18 protein-coding genes are annotated in these 13,723 nt (G+C 72.5%); 13 read left to right on the top strand and 5 right to left on the bottom strand.

All coding sequences use genetic code 11. From position 1 onward, the window contains the following. Nucleotides 1-53 precede the first annotated feature (53 nt). A complete protein-coding gene (locus ACYQ77_RS25465; RefSeq protein WP_459715497.1) occupies nucleotides 54-1,262 on the bottom strand; it encodes a hypothetical protein in 1,209 nt (402 codons plus the stop codon). A gap of 150 nt (nucleotides 1,263-1,412) precedes the next feature. Between ACYQ77_RS25465 and ACYQ77_RS25460 the strand changes: the two genes are divergently transcribed. The 8 genes from ACYQ77_RS25460 (at nucleotide 1,413) to ACYQ77_RS25425 (ending at nucleotide 8,349) form a co-directional block, all read left to right on the top strand. Continuing rightward, entirely contained in the window at nucleotides 1,413-2,936 is a 1,524-nt protein-coding gene (locus tag ACYQ77_RS25460) for a serine/threonine-protein kinase (protein ID WP_459715496.1), read from the top strand. 38 nt (nucleotides 2,937-2,974) lie between these two features. Then, a complete protein-coding gene (locus tag ACYQ77_RS25455; RefSeq protein WP_459715494.1) occupies nucleotides 2,975-3,247 on the top strand; it encodes a hypothetical protein in 273 nt (90 codons plus the stop codon). 31 nt (nucleotides 3,248-3,278) lie between these two features. Continuing rightward, nucleotides 3,279-4,742 (top strand): protein adenylyltransferase SelO, encoded by a 1,464-nt coding sequence (locus ACYQ77_RS25450; protein WP_459715492.1) that lies wholly within the window; start codon nucleotides 3,279-3,281, stop codon nucleotides 4,740-4,742. A 151-nt stretch (nucleotides 4,743-4,893) separates the two neighbouring features. Beyond that, nucleotides 4,894-5,052, top strand: coding sequence for a hypothetical protein (locus ACYQ77_RS25445; RefSeq protein ID WP_459715491.1), 159 nt, complete (start codon nucleotides 4,894-4,896; stop codon nucleotides 5,050-5,052). A 66-nt stretch (nucleotides 5,053-5,118) separates the two neighbouring features. Continuing rightward, a complete protein-coding gene (locus tag ACYQ77_RS25440; protein WP_459715489.1) occupies nucleotides 5,119-5,640 on the top strand; it encodes a MauE/DoxX family redox-associated membrane protein in 522 nt (173 codons plus the stop codon). Further along, entirely contained in the window at nucleotides 5,637-6,164 is a 528-nt protein-coding gene (locus tag ACYQ77_RS25435; RefSeq protein WP_459715488.1) for a TlpA family protein disulfide reductase, read from the top strand. Before ACYQ77_RS25440 ends, ACYQ77_RS25435 begins: the two co-directional genes overlap by 4 nt. Then, nucleotides 6,161-7,987 carry an ABC transporter ATP-binding protein gene (locus tag ACYQ77_RS25430; RefSeq protein WP_459715487.1) on the top strand — a complete coding sequence of 609 codons (1,827 nt, stop codon included), beginning with the start codon at nucleotides 6,161-6,163 and terminating at the stop codon, nucleotides 7,985-7,987. The genes ACYQ77_RS25435 and ACYQ77_RS25430 overlap by 4 nt, the downstream gene beginning before the upstream one ends. Next, nucleotides 7,984-8,349 (top strand): S26 family signal peptidase, encoded by a 366-nt coding sequence (locus tag ACYQ77_RS25425; protein WP_459715485.1) that lies wholly within the window; start codon nucleotides 7,984-7,986, stop codon nucleotides 8,347-8,349. The genes ACYQ77_RS25430 and ACYQ77_RS25425 overlap by 4 nt, the downstream gene beginning before the upstream one ends. Here the strand turns inward: ACYQ77_RS25425 and ACYQ77_RS25420 are convergent. Further along, complete coding sequence (locus ACYQ77_RS25420; RefSeq protein WP_459715483.1) at nucleotides 8,289-8,717, bottom strand: helix-turn-helix domain-containing protein; 429 nt, start codon at nucleotides 8,715-8,717, stop codon at nucleotides 8,289-8,291. The two genes, ACYQ77_RS25425 and ACYQ77_RS25420, sit on opposite strands and share 61 nt — an antisense overlap. A gap of 414 nt (nucleotides 8,718-9,131) precedes the next feature. On the opposite strand from ACYQ77_RS25420, the gene ACYQ77_RS25415 reads away from it, so the two are divergent. The 3 genes from ACYQ77_RS25415 to ACYQ77_RS25405 all read left to right on the top strand — a co-directional run bounded on the left by ACYQ77_RS25415 (nucleotide 9,132) and on the right by ACYQ77_RS25405 (nucleotide 10,548). Continuing rightward, the gene (locus ACYQ77_RS25415; protein ID WP_459715481.1) at nucleotides 9,132-9,629 is read left to right on the top strand and encodes an ATP-binding protein; all 498 of its coding nucleotides are present in this window, start codon (nucleotides 9,132-9,134) and stop codon (nucleotides 9,627-9,629) included. An 11-nt stretch (nucleotides 9,630-9,640) separates the two neighbouring features. Then, nucleotides 9,641-10,021, top strand: coding sequence for an anti-sigma factor antagonist (locus ACYQ77_RS25410; protein WP_459715479.1), 381 nt, complete (start codon nucleotides 9,641-9,643; stop codon nucleotides 10,019-10,021). A gap of 164 nt (nucleotides 10,022-10,185) precedes the next feature. Next, nucleotides 10,186-10,548, top strand: a complete 363-nt coding sequence (locus ACYQ77_RS25405; protein ID WP_459715477.1) for an STAS domain-containing protein — start codon at nucleotides 10,186-10,188, stop codon at nucleotides 10,546-10,548. 25 nt (nucleotides 10,549-10,573) lie between these two features. On the opposite strand, the gene ACYQ77_RS25400 is transcribed toward ACYQ77_RS25405, so the two are convergent. The 3 genes from ACYQ77_RS25400 to ACYQ77_RS25390 form a co-directional block, all read right to left on the bottom strand. After that, nucleotides 10,574-11,002: an ATP-binding protein gene (locus ACYQ77_RS25400; protein WP_459715475.1), complete on the bottom strand. Its 429-nt coding sequence runs from the start codon at nucleotides 11,000-11,002 to the stop codon at nucleotides 10,574-10,576. A gap of 130 nt (nucleotides 11,003-11,132) precedes the next feature. Beyond that, complete coding sequence (locus ACYQ77_RS25395) at nucleotides 11,133-11,390, bottom strand: hypothetical protein (RefSeq protein WP_459715473.1); 258 nt, start codon at nucleotides 11,388-11,390, stop codon at nucleotides 11,133-11,135. Between the two features lie 40 nt (nucleotides 11,391-11,430). Then, nucleotides 11,431-12,579, bottom strand: coding sequence for an amidohydrolase (locus ACYQ77_RS25390; protein ID WP_459715471.1), 1,149 nt, complete (start codon nucleotides 12,577-12,579; stop codon nucleotides 11,431-11,433). 82 nt (nucleotides 12,580-12,661) lie between these two features. Here ACYQ77_RS25390 and ACYQ77_RS25385 point away from each other — a divergent pair, with 82 nt between their 5' ends. Then, nucleotides 12,662-13,021, top strand: coding sequence for a VOC family protein (locus ACYQ77_RS25385; protein ID WP_459715469.1), 360 nt, complete (start codon nucleotides 12,662-12,664; stop codon nucleotides 13,019-13,021). Nucleotides 13,022-13,076: 55 nt separating this feature from the next. Next, nucleotides 13,077-13,655, top strand: coding sequence for a hypothetical protein (locus ACYQ77_RS25380; protein WP_459715467.1), 579 nt, complete (start codon nucleotides 13,077-13,079; stop codon nucleotides 13,653-13,655). Nucleotides 13,656-13,723: the final 68 nt, after the last annotated feature.

Here is a 13,723-nt window from a genome sequence, read left to right as displayed (position 1 = left end):
AACCACGTGTGCTCCCCGATCCCGGGAGTCACCACCTTGGTGTGACCAGCTCGTCAAAGACCACCGTGACCAGGAGCGGAGGACTTTCCGCCCGGATCGATGGCAACGACGAAGTGGTTCTTCAACGCACGGTTCGCGCGTCGCGACTTTCGCGAGGCGGCCAAGTCACTACCGATGTCCGCGACCGCGGAGCCGATTCCGGTTGTGACGGCGGGAGCAAGGCGGTCCCAGCCGAACACGCCACCCGCGGCGGCGGCGCCGATCGCACCGAAGGTGAACGACTTGGAAACGCGTGCGAATATCGCGCTTTTCTCCTTCGCCGACTTGTTCAACGCCGCGAGATCGGCAGCGAGGCGGTGCCGAAAGGCCCTGCCCGGATCCCCGATACCATCCTGTTCCACCTCCTCGTACGTGGCGATCGCGGAGGAGAGCGAGCTGCGCCAGCTGGCGAAGGCTTCCTCGTTCGCCCTGATCGCGATGATGTCCCGGTCGGCGAGCTGATGAATCGACGGCAACTTCCACCGGTGGAGGCGGGTGAAAGTCCGCATGTCCCTTCCCGTGGCAACCGTCTTCGCCCCGGTCAGGCGCAGGTACTCGCGAAAGAACCGGATGTGCGTGTCGGACGGAAACCACATGTCGGACAACGTCCCGTACCTGTGTGCGGCGAGCAACGCGTCCTCGACGTCGGAAATCGCGTTCGACGCGGTATCCCAAGGGAACCTGGAATGCTTGCGATGCATCCTCTCCACCACCTCGTCCGCTTTCGACAGAAAGACGCTCGAGTCCGCCAGAGCGGGCCCGCCACGCCGGGTGAAACGCTCCTCCAGATCGAACACGAGTGGGACCATCACGTTCTCCGCGAGCAACTTCGCGTAAGACGAGTAGTAACCGAGCACATCACCGACACTGACCAGGTACGGCGCGTTCGACCCGGTGATCTCTCGCCAGAGTGCGTGCCCCAAGCGGTCCTCGAACCCCACGGAATGGCAGTACAGCAGCAGATGCCGGAACTCGCTGGGCTTCAAGGTGCCAGGCGGCTTGGGACCGATGAGCATCCCGTTGTCCGCCGCGGGCATGTACACATACGGGCGGACATGGGCTTCCGGCTTGTCCTGCACACCGCTCAGGTGGAACTCCGCGTAGGCTGCGTGCAGGTGCTCGACACGCGGTGTCGGCCGACCCTTGAGCCGGTCGGCGAGCTTGTCGCTCAGCTTCTCCCCGAAATGGTTGTGAATCACGTCTACCAGGCTGTTGACGGCCATGTCTCTTCCTCTGCGAGAGCCACGCGGTGGGCAATTCAGCATCGGCGCGACACGCCATCGTAGGCGAGACGCGGCTCGCCGACCGGCGTCTCGACGATCACGATCCGTGAACGTGAGTTTGGTTCGGGGACCACGGTGTAACCCGAACGTGTGCGCACTGACCAAGCCATGGGCAGTCACCGGGTCGTCGCGGGGCGCTACCGACTGGACGAGCGGCTCGGGAGTGGCGGCATGGGCGTCGTCTGGCGTGCGCACGACGTCCGGCTGCAGCGCACGGTGGCGGTGAAGGAAGTGCTGCTGCCGCCCGCGTTGGACGAGTCGCGGCTGGCGGAGATCAGGACGCGGACCATGCGCGAGGGGCGGATCGCGGCCAGGCTGGACCACCCGCAGCTCACCGCCGTGTACGACGTGCTCGAGGACGGTGGCCGGCCGTTCCTGGTGATGGAGTACCTGCCGTCGAAGAGCCTGTCCCGCGTGCTCGACGAGCGGGGTGCGCTGCCGTACCGGGAGGTCGCGCGGCTCGGGGCGCAGGCCGCGGCCGCGCTCGCCGCCGCGCACGCGGCCGGGGTCGTGCACCGCGACGTCAAACCGGCGAACCTGCTGGTGGGCGACGACGACACCGTCAAGATCACCGACTTCGGGGTGTCCCGGGTGGTCGAGGACGTCACGTGGACGACCACGGGCACGTTCGTCGGCACCCCCGCCTACCTGGCACCCGAGGTGGCGCAGGGCAAGGAGGTCACGTACGCCTCCGACGTCTACTCGCTCGGCGCCACCCTGTACACGGCGGTGGAGGGCACGCCGCCGACCGGCACGAGCAGCAACCCGATGCTGTTGCTGCACCGGATCGCCTCCGGGGACATCGTGCCGCCGAAACAGGCGGGCCCCCTCGGCGGCGTCCTCATGCGCCTCCTCAGCACCGATCCGGCGGACCGTCCCACGATGGCGCAGGCACACACCGCGCTGGCCGAGATCGCCGAGGACCGCGAGCCCACGGCGGTGCTCCCCGCGCCCGTGCCGGCGCCACCCCCGGCCGCACCCGCACCGCCGCCGCCCGCGCAGGGCGGGTCGCCCCGGCGTCGCCGCGCCGCGGCGATCCTCGCGCTGGCGGCGCTGTTCGTGGTGGTCGCCGTCGCGACGACGCTCCTCGTGCTCGACAGGGACGGCACGCCGCCGGACGACAAGGCGGGCGCGCCCGTGGCCGAGAAGACGACGACGACGTCCGCACGCGCGACCTCCGCGCGGCCCACGACCACCACGCGGGCACAGCCCACCGAGGAGACCGAGGAGCCGTCCGCGGCACCGCCCGCGCCGTCCTCGCCCGCGAACGAGCAGCCCCCGCCCGCCGCCGACCCGACGGCGTCCCCCGTGGCCGCGGTGACCGACTACTACGCGATCATGCCCGGCAACCCCGACGTCGGCTGGACGCGGCTGAGCTCGAAGTTCCAGCAGAGCCCGGCCAACGGCCGCGACTACTACAACTCGTACTGGAGCGGCATCACCGCCGTGCGCGCGTCGCAGGTGAGCGGCCAGGGCAGCACGGTCGAGGTGACGCTCGACATCGCCTTCAAGGACGGCCGCGACGCGCACGAACGCCACCGCTACGGGCTGGTCAACCAGAACGGCCGCTGGCTCATCGACACGGTCGACGTCCTCAGCAGCACGATCTCCTGACACGCGTGAAGGCGCGTCGCCAGGGGTACGTCTGCGGCATGAGCGAACCACTGGACCTGGGCGCGACGGACCTGGACGACGAGCGCGCCCGCGCGGAGCACGGACTCGACCGGCCCGAGGAGTTCGACCAGCGCACCGGTGTCGACGAGCGCGCGGAGACGCGGGCCACGCTGCTGCCCGAGGAGGAGGCGGCAGGCAGCGCCGACCCCGAGGCGCAGGCCCGGGAGGTGCTGCGGGACTCCGAGGTGCGCACCGAGGTCCCCGGAGCCGCGCCCGGCACCGTCGCCGAGCAGCGGCCGTCCGGACCGTGACCACCCGCCCGCGACACGTACGGTTGACGGTGTGAGCACCGCAGCGCCGTCCGCCGTCACCCTGAGCCACCACTTCGCCGACGCGCTCCCCGAGCTGGCCGTGCCGTGGCAGGCCGAGGAGGTTCCGGCGCCGCGGTTGCTGGTGCTCAACGAGCCGCTGGCGGTCGAGCTGGGCCTGGACCCCGACTGGCTGCGCAGCCCCGAGGGGGTGCGGCTGCTCGTCGGCAACCACGTCCCCGAGGGCGCGGCCCCGGTGGCGCAGGCCTACGCCGGGCACCAGTTCGGTCACTACTCACCGCGGCTGGGTGACGGCCGCGCGCTGCTGCTCGGCGAGCTCGGTCACGTCGACGGCCACCCGCGTGACCTGCACCTCAAGGGTTCCGGGCGCACCCCGTTCGCCCGCGGCGGCGACGGTCTCGCCGCGGTCGGCCCGATGCTGCGCGAGTTCGTCGTCAGCGAGGCGATGCACGCGCTCGGCATCCCCACGACCCGCGCCCTCGCCGTGGTGGCGACCGGGCGCCCGGTCCGCCGCGACACGCTGCTGCCGGGGGCGGTGCTGGCGCGGGTCGCGAGCAGCCACCTGCGCGTCGGCACCTTCCAGTACGCGCGGGCAGGCGGCGACCTCGACCTCCTGCGCCGCCTCGCCGACCACGCCATCGCGCGGCACCACCCGGCCGCCGCCGAGGCGGAACGCCCCCACCTGGCGCTGTTCGAGGCGGTGGTCGCCGCCCAGGCGTCGCTGGTGGCCCGGTGGATGCTCACCGGGTTCGTCCACGGGGTCATGAACACCGACAACATGACGATCTCGGGCGAGACCATCGACTACGGGCCCTGCGCGTTCATGGACGCGTTCGACCCCGCCACCGTCTACAGCTCCATCGACCGCGGCGGCCGCTACGCCTACGGCAACCAGCCACGCGTTGCGGAGTGGAACCTCGCACGGCTCGCCGAGGCCCTCCTCCCCCTGTTCGCCGACGACCAGGACGAGGCCATCGCACTGGCGACCGGGGCGCTCGACACGGTCCGCCCGCGCTACGACGCCGCCTGGTCCGCGGGCATGCACGCCAAGCTCGGCCTGCCCGGTGACCACGCCGACCGCGACGGCACGCTCGTCGCCGAGCTGGTCACCCTCCTCCAGGACAACCACGTCGACCACACGTCGTTCCACCGCCGCCTCGCCGGGGCCGCCCGCGGCGACACCGAGCCCGCGAGGGAACTGTTCCTCGACCTCGCCGCGATCGACGACTGGCTGGCCCGCTGGCGGTCGCTCGGCCCGGACGCCGACGCGATGGACCGCGTGAACCCGGTCCACATCCCCCGCAACCACCTCGTCGAGGAGGCGCTGGCCGCCGCGACGGCGGGCGACCTCGGCCCGCTCGAGCAGCTGCTGGCCGCGGTGACCGCCCCCTACGACGAACGCCCCGGCCGCGAGCGCTACGCGGCCCCGGCGCCCGTGGACTTCGGCGCCACGTACCAGACCTTCTGCGGAACCTGACCGAACCGACAGCCCCCCACAATCCGGACACCGGCTCCCGAGCGCGGTGGTGTCCGAGGTTGTCCGAGGTCGTCCGACTCCCCTTTCGTCCGCCGGGCTTTGCGGCGAGCGTTGCCTCGTCCTGCAAGTCGCTCGACGGAAGGGAATTCCCGTGAAGCGAGTTCTTCGCCGGGCCGGTGAACGGCTGGCCGCGCTGGTGGTGCCGAAGGTGGACGCCGGTGCGTGCGTGCCGGAGGCCGGCCAGTGCTGCACGCGGCGCAACTACCGGTTCAACTGCTACGGCGCGTGCAAGTACAGCCTCACCTGCTGAGTCGTGCGCCGGCGGGGGCACGAGCGCGCCCCCGCCGGCGCGGCCACCACCTGTCCGGGAGGTCCTGTGCTCGATCTCGTCGTCCGTGCGCTGCTGGTTGTCGTGTTCGCCGGGGCGGTCGCCGGGAAGCTGCGGTCGGTGCGCGCGTTCGCCGAGTTCGCCGGCTCGGTCGCGGTGCTGGCGCCGCGTGCGCTCCCCGCTCGCCCGGTGGCGGTGCTGGTGGTCGCCGCCGAGGCGCTGACCGCGGCGCTGCTCCTCGTGCCCGCCACCCGCCTCGCGGGGTATGCCCTGTCCGTCCTCATGCTCGCCGCGTTCGCCGCCGGCATCGCGCGCGTTGTCCACACAGGACAGCGGGTGCGCTGCCGCTGCTTCGGTGGCGGGGGTGGCGTGCTCGGGCCCGGTCACCTCGCGCGCAACGCGCTGCTCGTCGTGGCCGCCTGCGGAGCCGCGTTCGACAGCACCACCGTCACCGCACCGCGTGCGCTCGTCGCGCTGACCGCGGGCGCGGTGCTCGGCCTCGTCATCGTCCGGTGGGAGGACGTCACGTTCCTGACCCGCCGCTCCGCGCCCACCTGGAGGAACCGTTGACCGTGCTCACGACCGCCGTCGTCCTGCTCGCCGTGGTCACGGCGCTGCACCTGCTGCTGACGTTCGGCCTGGTGGCCAGGCTCCGCGAGCTCCAGCACGGGGCCGGCCTGCCCGCCAAGGACCCCGACCTGCCGCAACCGGGGCGGGTCGTGGCACCGTTCTCGGTCACCGACCTCGACGGCGCCGAGCTCACCGAGGCCGATCTCGCCGGACCGGTCCAGGTCGGGTTCTTCGCCGCCGGGTGCGCACCGTGCACGACACTGTCCGACTGGCTCGCCGCCGAACCGCCCGCGACGCGGTTCATCGCGCTGATCGACGGTGACCCGGCGGCGGACACCACGCAACGCCTGATCGAGAAGCTGTCCCGGCTGGGGCGCGTGGCGCTCATCGGTGTGGAGCACCCGGCGATCACCGCGTTCGCCGTCACGTCCTTCCCGACCCTGCTGCACCTCGAGTCCGGTGTCGTCACCGCGTCCGGTGCGCGGCGAAGCCACTTCACGAGCACACCGTCGCCGGTGGCATGACTCCCACCGGGCAACCCACCCACCGCGCGGCCGCCGTCGCGCTCGCACTGCCGTTCCGGGCGGCGCCGGTGGTGGCCACGGCGACGTTGCTGCTCACCGTCGTCGCCGGGACGGCCCCGGCGTGCGGCGCGTGGCTGACCATGCTGCTCGTCGACGAGCTCACCGCGGGCACCGCGAGCACGGGCCGCGCGGTGCTGCTGGCGCTCGCCGGGGCCGTGGCCGGCGGCCTCGCGATCGTGCTGCTGTACGTCGGGGGCCACCTCGGCGAGGTGTTGCAGCACCGCGTCACGCTCACCGTCGAGAGCACCTTGTTCCACCGCGTCTCGACGCTGCCGGGCATGCGCCACCTCGAGAACCCCGCCTTCCACGACCGGCTGCGGCTCGCCGAGCAGGCCGCGCAGGACGCCCCGGGCACGATCTCGCAGTTCGCGCAGGAGCTGATCCGGTCGGTCGTGCTGCTGACGAGCTTCGCCGGTGCGCTGTTCGTCGTGTGGCCGCCGATGGTCCTGCTGCTCGCCGCGTCGGTCGTCACCGCGGTGCTCGCGCGGCTCGCGACCGCGCGCCGGGAAACGGCCACGGAGGAGGCGTGGGTGGCGACCGACCGGCGGCGGCTGTTCTACCGCACGCTGCTCACGGACATCCGCGCGGCCAAGGAGATCCGCCTGTTCGGCCTCGGCCCGCTGCTGCACACGCGGATGGTCGACTCGCTCCGGCGGACCTCGCGCGCACGGCTCGTCGCGGCCCGCCGCGGCACGGCGGTGCAGAGCGTGCTGGCGCTGCTCGGCGCCGGGGTCACCGGCGTGGGCACCGTCGTGGTCGCGGCGGACGTGCGCCACGGCGGGTCCTCGGTGGGCGACCTCGTGCTGTTCCTCGGCGCGGTCGCGGGCGTGCAGACCGGGCTCTCCGGCGTGGTGCTCCAGCTGGGCGAGGCCAGCAGGGCGGTGCGGCTCTTCGGCCACTACCTCGACATCGTCCACACCGGCGACGACCTCACCGCGGGCACCACGCTCCCCGCCCGGGGCGCGACGATCGAGCTGCGGGACGTCTGGTTCCGCTACCGCGACGACGGGCCGTGGGTGCTGCGCGGGGTGGACCTGACCATCCCGGCGGGGGCGGCGGTCGGTGTCGTCGGCGTGAACGGGGCGGGGAAGAGCACGCTCGTGAAGCTGCTCTGCCGGTTCCACGACCCGGACCGGGGCACGATCACGTGGAACGGCACCGACCTGCGCGACCTCGACCTGGCCGCGCTGCGCGCCCGTGTCAGCGTCACCTTCCAGGACTTCATGACCTACGACCTCACCGCCGCCGAGAACGTGGGACTCGGCCGGGTCGACCGGATCGACGACCACGCGCGGATCGCGGCCGCCGCCCGGTCCGCGGGCATCGCGGACACGCTCGAGGCGCTGCCGGACGGCTACGACACGATGCTCTCCCGCACCCACGGTGACGACGACCACCCGGGGGTCGTGCTGTCGGGCGGGCAGTGGCAGCGCGTGGCGCTCGCGAGGTGCCTCATGCGCACCGACGCCGACCTGCTCGTGCTCGACGAGCCCACCGCGGGGCTCGACGCCGAGGGCGAGCACCGCGTGCACGCGACGCTGGCGCGGCACGCGGCGGGGCGCACCCGGCTGCTCGTGTCACACCGGATGTCGTCCCTGCGTGCCGCCGACCTCGTCGTCACGCTCGCGGGCGGGCGGATCGTCGAGCAGGGCAGTCACGACGAGCTGATGGACGCGGACGGTGAGTACGCGCGGCTGTTCCGCCTCCAGGCCGGTGGCTACCAGGACGCGCGGGTGACCGCGAGCGATGGGGGAACGACGTGACGCTGCTCGGCAGGTGGTGGACCCGGGTGACCGTGCGCGGGCACAGCATGGCGCCCACGCTGCACGACCGGCAGCGGTTGTTCGTGCGGCGGCTGCGCCGCCCACCACGACGCGGCGACGTCATCGTCTTCGCCGTGCCGCCGTCCGACCCGGCGGACCCGCCGTACCGGGTCAAACGAGTCGCCGCGATCGGCGGCGACCCGGTGCCCGGCTGGCTCGCGGACACCATGCCCGGCGTCGCGCGGGTGCCCGCCGGCCACGTCGTGGTCACCGGGGACAACCGGCGCTCGCAGGACTCCCGTCACCTCGGTCTCGTGGCCTGCGGCGACATCGTCGGCACCGTGCCGGTCTCGGTCACCTGAGTCAGCGCCCGCCACCGCACCAGCGCGCGAGCCACCTGGGCTTCGGGGATGTCGAGGAGTTCCAGCAGGTCCCGCAGGTCCGGCACCGGCGGGTGCACGGGCAGGCCGCGGCTGGCCGCGACCCAGCGTCTTCGCCAGGTGGCGGTGTCCCCGCCACAGGCCCGCACGATGGCGAGGACGGTTTCGAGACGCGGGAAGCGCCGACCGGTCAGGGCGTCGTTGAGGGTGCTCCGCGCGCAGCCGGTCCGGCACGCCAGCTGCCGGTAGGTCATGCCGACCAGCCGCCGCAGCTCATCGAGGTCCAGCGCCAGCCGCGCACGAACCCGGCCCGAGATCTCCCCGAACTGACAACTCCCCGCATCCGGCACAATGTGCCATTCTCACCCCGGCAGCGGCGACGCCCAAGGACGAATGCACACCGCAGCAAGCATTCTGCACAAACGCCTCGGAAATCCGGGGACGGTAATTCAGAAGCGCTGATCTTGTGGACGGCGCGACAGCCTTGTTTGCCTTGTGTGGGTTTCGCTGCTGGGTGGTCCCCGTCGTGGGCGGTGTCCTCGCCGGACGGGCGTCCTCGCCGGAGGGGCTGGTCTTCGGGATGGCAGCGGGTCCGGCACGGGGTTGGGTTGGCAAGGACTGGTGTCCGGGGTGGTGGGGCTTCGCCCGCTTCGCGGTGCCGGGCGCGCAGCGCCCGGCTCAGGTTTCCTTCCCGCGTACGCCGGGTATGTCGAAAGCTCGCACAGCCGGGTGCGACACGACGTTCACGACGTCAGGGGTGACCGATGCCAACGGAGGGCGCGCACAGCGACGATCCCGGGCTCAGCGGCGACAACTACATCAGCCGCACGTTGGACGGGGCGGCGACCAGCGAGGTGCGGCGACTGCTCCGCGACCTGCTGTCGGGTCACGGTGGCGTGATCGCCGACGACGCGGTCCTGGTGGCCGACGAGCTCGTCAGCAACGCACTCCAGCACGGCGGGGCGCCCCGGTCCTGCCGCATGTTCCTGACCGGCGACGGTGCGCGGTTGCGGATCGAGGTCGACGACTCCTCGCCGCGGGACCCGGAGATCCGGACCCCCGACCACACCGGCGGCCGCGGGCTGATCCTGGTGGACCGGCTCGCGTCCCGTTGGGGCTTCGACCGCCACGTCGACCACAAGACCGTGTGGGCCGAGCTCACCCTGAACACCCCGGGCAGCAGCGGGCACGCGCCCCACCTCAGCACCGCCCGGACCTGGTCCAGCCTCCGCACGCCCCATCAGCGCCCTGACAGGCGGTAACGTGCACAGCCGTGAGCGACAGCGTCGAGAGCGAAGCGGCCGGGCTGGAGATCGTCCACCGCGAGGTCGACGGCATCCTCGTCCTGACCGTCACGGGCGAGATCGACGTGGAGAACGCGCAGGCACTGTGCGCGGCGATCACCGCGGCCATCGACGAGCGGCGCGGTGAACCCTGCATCCTCGACCTGACCTCGGTCGCGTTCCTCGGCTCCGCCGGTCTCACCGCGCTGGTGCGGGCGACGAGCCACGCGCGCGAACGACGGGAGCCGCTGCGCATCGTCGTGGACTCCAACCGGCCCGTCATCAGGCCCATCCAGGTCACCGGCCTGGACGAGGTGCTGAGCCTCTACCACTCCGTCGAGGAAGCCACGCGCACCGGAACGCGACCGTGAGCACACCCGAGTTTCGCGGTCACCCGATCGGGGTACGAAGCCGCGATGCGAGCGAGACGATGTGACAAGCCCGCGGAAAGAACCGACCGGGGCCGCTCCCGTGACGAATCGCCGTACGCGTCCGCCAATTCCGGTGGAGAACCTTTCAGTCGGGAGGCCCTGGCGTGACCGAGTCCGATGAACCTGGGTTCCAGGTGAGCCACGAACAACACGACGACACGGTGATCGTGCGCGCCAGCGGAGAACTCGACGCCTTCTCGACCGACCGGCTGGTCAAGCACCTCGACGCCGCCGCGGAGGCCACGCCGCCGCCGTCGGCCGTGCTGGTGGACATGACCGGCATCACCTACCTCAGCTCGGCCGGCATCGCGACACTCATCCTCCACACCCAGCGCCACGCCGAACGCGGCAGGCGGCTGCGTGTCGTGGCGGACCACGCCGCCGTCCTGCGGACCATCACCCTGACCGGCGCGGACAACGCCATCGACATCGTCCCCACCCTGGAGGACGCCACCGAGACGGGCTGATCCGCCTCACCGGCCCGACCAGCGGTCAGGCGCTTGCCTCGCTCGGCACCGTCGTCCAGACCGTCTTGCAGCCGGTGCGTTCGTCGCCGTCGACGCCCCAGTCCGCCGACATGCGCCCGACGAGCACCAGCCCGTTGCCGCGGTGCGCGGCGACGCCGAAACGGGACGTGCCGGGTGTGAGCGGGGCGAGGTTGGAGTCCCGCACCTCGACCCGGACGAGCCCGGCCTCCTGCTCGCGCGACACCCGCATCCACTGCGGTCCGCCGCCGTGTTCGAGCGCGTTGGTCACGAGTTCGACGGCCACCACCAGGACGTCCGGGAAGTCACCCTCGTCGAGGTCGCTCAGGAACCGCCGGATCGACGTGCGTACCGCGGACACCGCCTCCGGACCAGCACCCGTCAGGTGCATGACCAGAGGCGGCGGTTGTCTGTCGTCCACTGCTGTGCCGCGCATGTGTTTCCTGTCGCCGGCCGTGCGTCATCGCCCGGGGTCACGTCGGCCTACCCGCTCCTTCAGCTCGGCAAACCTCACGATCGTGTGGTTGCCCGGCGCCGGACACACCCCGCGTGCGCGCACACGCCGGTCAGTCGTCGCGTCGGGAGCGTGCTTCCGCGCCCGTTTCGCCGACCGCGCCGACGTCGTCGTTGCCCGCCACGCGGCCGACGAACTCCTCGTTCTCGCCCGGGCCGGTCGTGGAGGAGTCGTCGCCGTGGTCGCGGCCGGGTTGGCCGCCGGTCGCGCGGGTGCGGGCCACCCCGTGGTCGTCGGGCACGTCGCCTTCCCGTTCCGGGCCCGTCCCGTTCGGCCGCCTGCCCAGCAGCGAGGCGATCCAGTCGCGCATCTGTGTCAGCATGACGCCCGGGTACCCGTCGATCGGGACGTCATGCCTCGTTTTGGCTGGTCGCGGCGAACTCCGCCCACGCCGTCGCACGCAGGGCCGGATCGGTCAGCAGGTCGAGGGCGGTGGCCGCCAGTGCGGTGGCGGCCGCGACCGTCACCGTCCTGGCGCGCGGGCTCGCGGCCGCCGCGGCGAACTCCGGGGTGTGGTCGGTCTGGTCCGGCGGCACGATCGCGACGAACGGGTGGATGGCCGGCGTCACCGCGCTGACGTTGCCGATGTCCGACGAGCCGAGGAACACCCCGGGCGCCGGTTCGGTGAGCGCGATGCCGGACGCCGCCAGGTGCTCGGCGAACCGGGCCGCGATCGTCGCGTTGTTGCGGAAGTGGTGGTACGGCTCGCGTTCCCGCGTGACCGTCGCCGTCGTGCCGGTCGCCGTCGCGATCGCGGTGGCCATCATCGTCACCTGGTCCACCAGGTCCGCCAGTGCCGCCGACGTCAGCGCACGCAGTCCGAACCGCCCCTCGGCGCGGTCCGGGACGATGTTCGTCGCCTCGCCGCCGTGGGTGATGATGCCCTGCACGTGGGACCCGGCGGGCAGCCTCGGGCGGACGGCGGCCACCGTGGTGAAGAGCTGGACCAGCGCGGCCAGCGCGTCGATGCCCTCGGTCGGGTTGCCCGTCGGGTGGGCGGTGCGGCCGTGGTAGGTCACCGTGAGCTCGACCTGCGCGGTCAGCGGCGCCCACATCCAGTCGTGCGCGCCGGGGTGGAACATCAGCGCCGCGTCGACGTCGTCGAACACGCCGTGCGCCACCTCGACGATCTTGCCGCCGCCGCCCTCCTCGGCCGGGGTGCCGACCACCAGCAGCGAACCGTCCGGGTCGGGCAGCGCGTCCCGCACGGCCAGCGCCGCGCCGAGCCCGGCAGCGGCGATCAGGTTGTGGCCGCACGCGTGCCCGAGGCCCGGCAGCGCATCGTACTCGAGCAACAGCGCCACCGTCGGCCTTCCGGCGCCGTGCCGCGCGGTGAACGCCGTCGGCATGCCGGCCACCCCGCGGGTCACCTCGAAGTCCGCCAGCTCCGCGCACAACCGGTCCGCCGCCCGGTGTTCCGCGAACGCCAGTTCCGGGTCGCCGTGCAGCGCGAGCGCCACCTCCCAGATCCGGTCGGCGTGCACGTCGAGTTCGCCCATCCCCGCCCCCTTCCGCCGCCATTCTGCCGCCCGCCGGGCCACCCCGCCGTTTCGCCGGAGTTCTCCGGGGAAACCGCCCCCCATGATCGGACAGCTGCAGACCGTAGTGCTCGACACCCGCGACCCGGCCAGGCTGGCGAGGTTCTACGCCGAACTTCTCGGCGCCGAGATCACCACGGAGGAACCGGACTGGGTGACCATTGTGGACAGTGCGGGGCGGAAGGTGTCGTTCCAGACCTCCCCCGAGCACCGGCCACCGGAGTTCCCCGACCCGGCGGGATCCCAGCAGCTGCACCTGGACGTGCGCGTCGCCGACCCGGAAGCGGCCGAGGCCAAGGTGCTCGCCCTCGGCGCCACCCGCGTGCGGGACGCGCACGAGGACAGCACCTTCCGGGTGTTCCGCGACCCGGACGGTCATCCGTTCTGCCTCGTCTGGGACTGATCGGCCCCGCCCGGCGCGACCGGGCCTGCTCGTACACTCCTCACGGGGTGGTGACGTGACGGAGCTGAGCAGGGCGGACGTGGTCGCCTGGGTCGCGGCGGTCTACCACACCCACGACGCCGAGCAGTGGGTGGAGGAAGGCCCGGCGGCTTTCCAGGTGCGCCTCGACGACGGGCGCGCGCTGCTGGTGCGCAAGCGGACCGGCGAGTACTGGGCGATGTCCGGTGCGACCGACCTGCACCGGGTGTCGAGCGACCGCCGGTTGCGCCGGGCGGTGAGCACGTCCTTCTTCGACACCGACAGCGCCACGGGTGTGGTCCACGACCCGGCGCACGACCTGTCCTGGGAGCAGGTGCACGCGTGGCTCGCCGCCCACCGCGGCGAGCGCGTCATCGGTCAGGTCATCGACCGGGGCTGGGCGTTCCTGGCGACCCAGGGCCCGATCCAGTACGGCGGCGTGACGGGCCACCCGGTGGCGACCTTCGTGGTGGTCAAGCGCACCGGCGAGGTGTGGGACCTGGCGGCGGGCCCGCAGGCGGAGGCCGCGTACCACGCCAGGACCGAGGCCGGGTTCCGCGCGCAGCTGGCCTACGTGACGGCGTACCGCGAGCCGATCGCGCGAATCCCGCGCTGACGACCGCACCCCGGGCGCGGCAACAAGGTGCCATCCCGGGACCGGTCCCGGCGTTCGCCGGTTGTACT

This window comes from Actinophytocola sp. KF-1 (assembly GCF_054661535.1).
The sequence above is the reverse complement of the archived record's forward strand: the minus strand, read 5'-3'. Positions and strand labels throughout refer to the sequence as shown.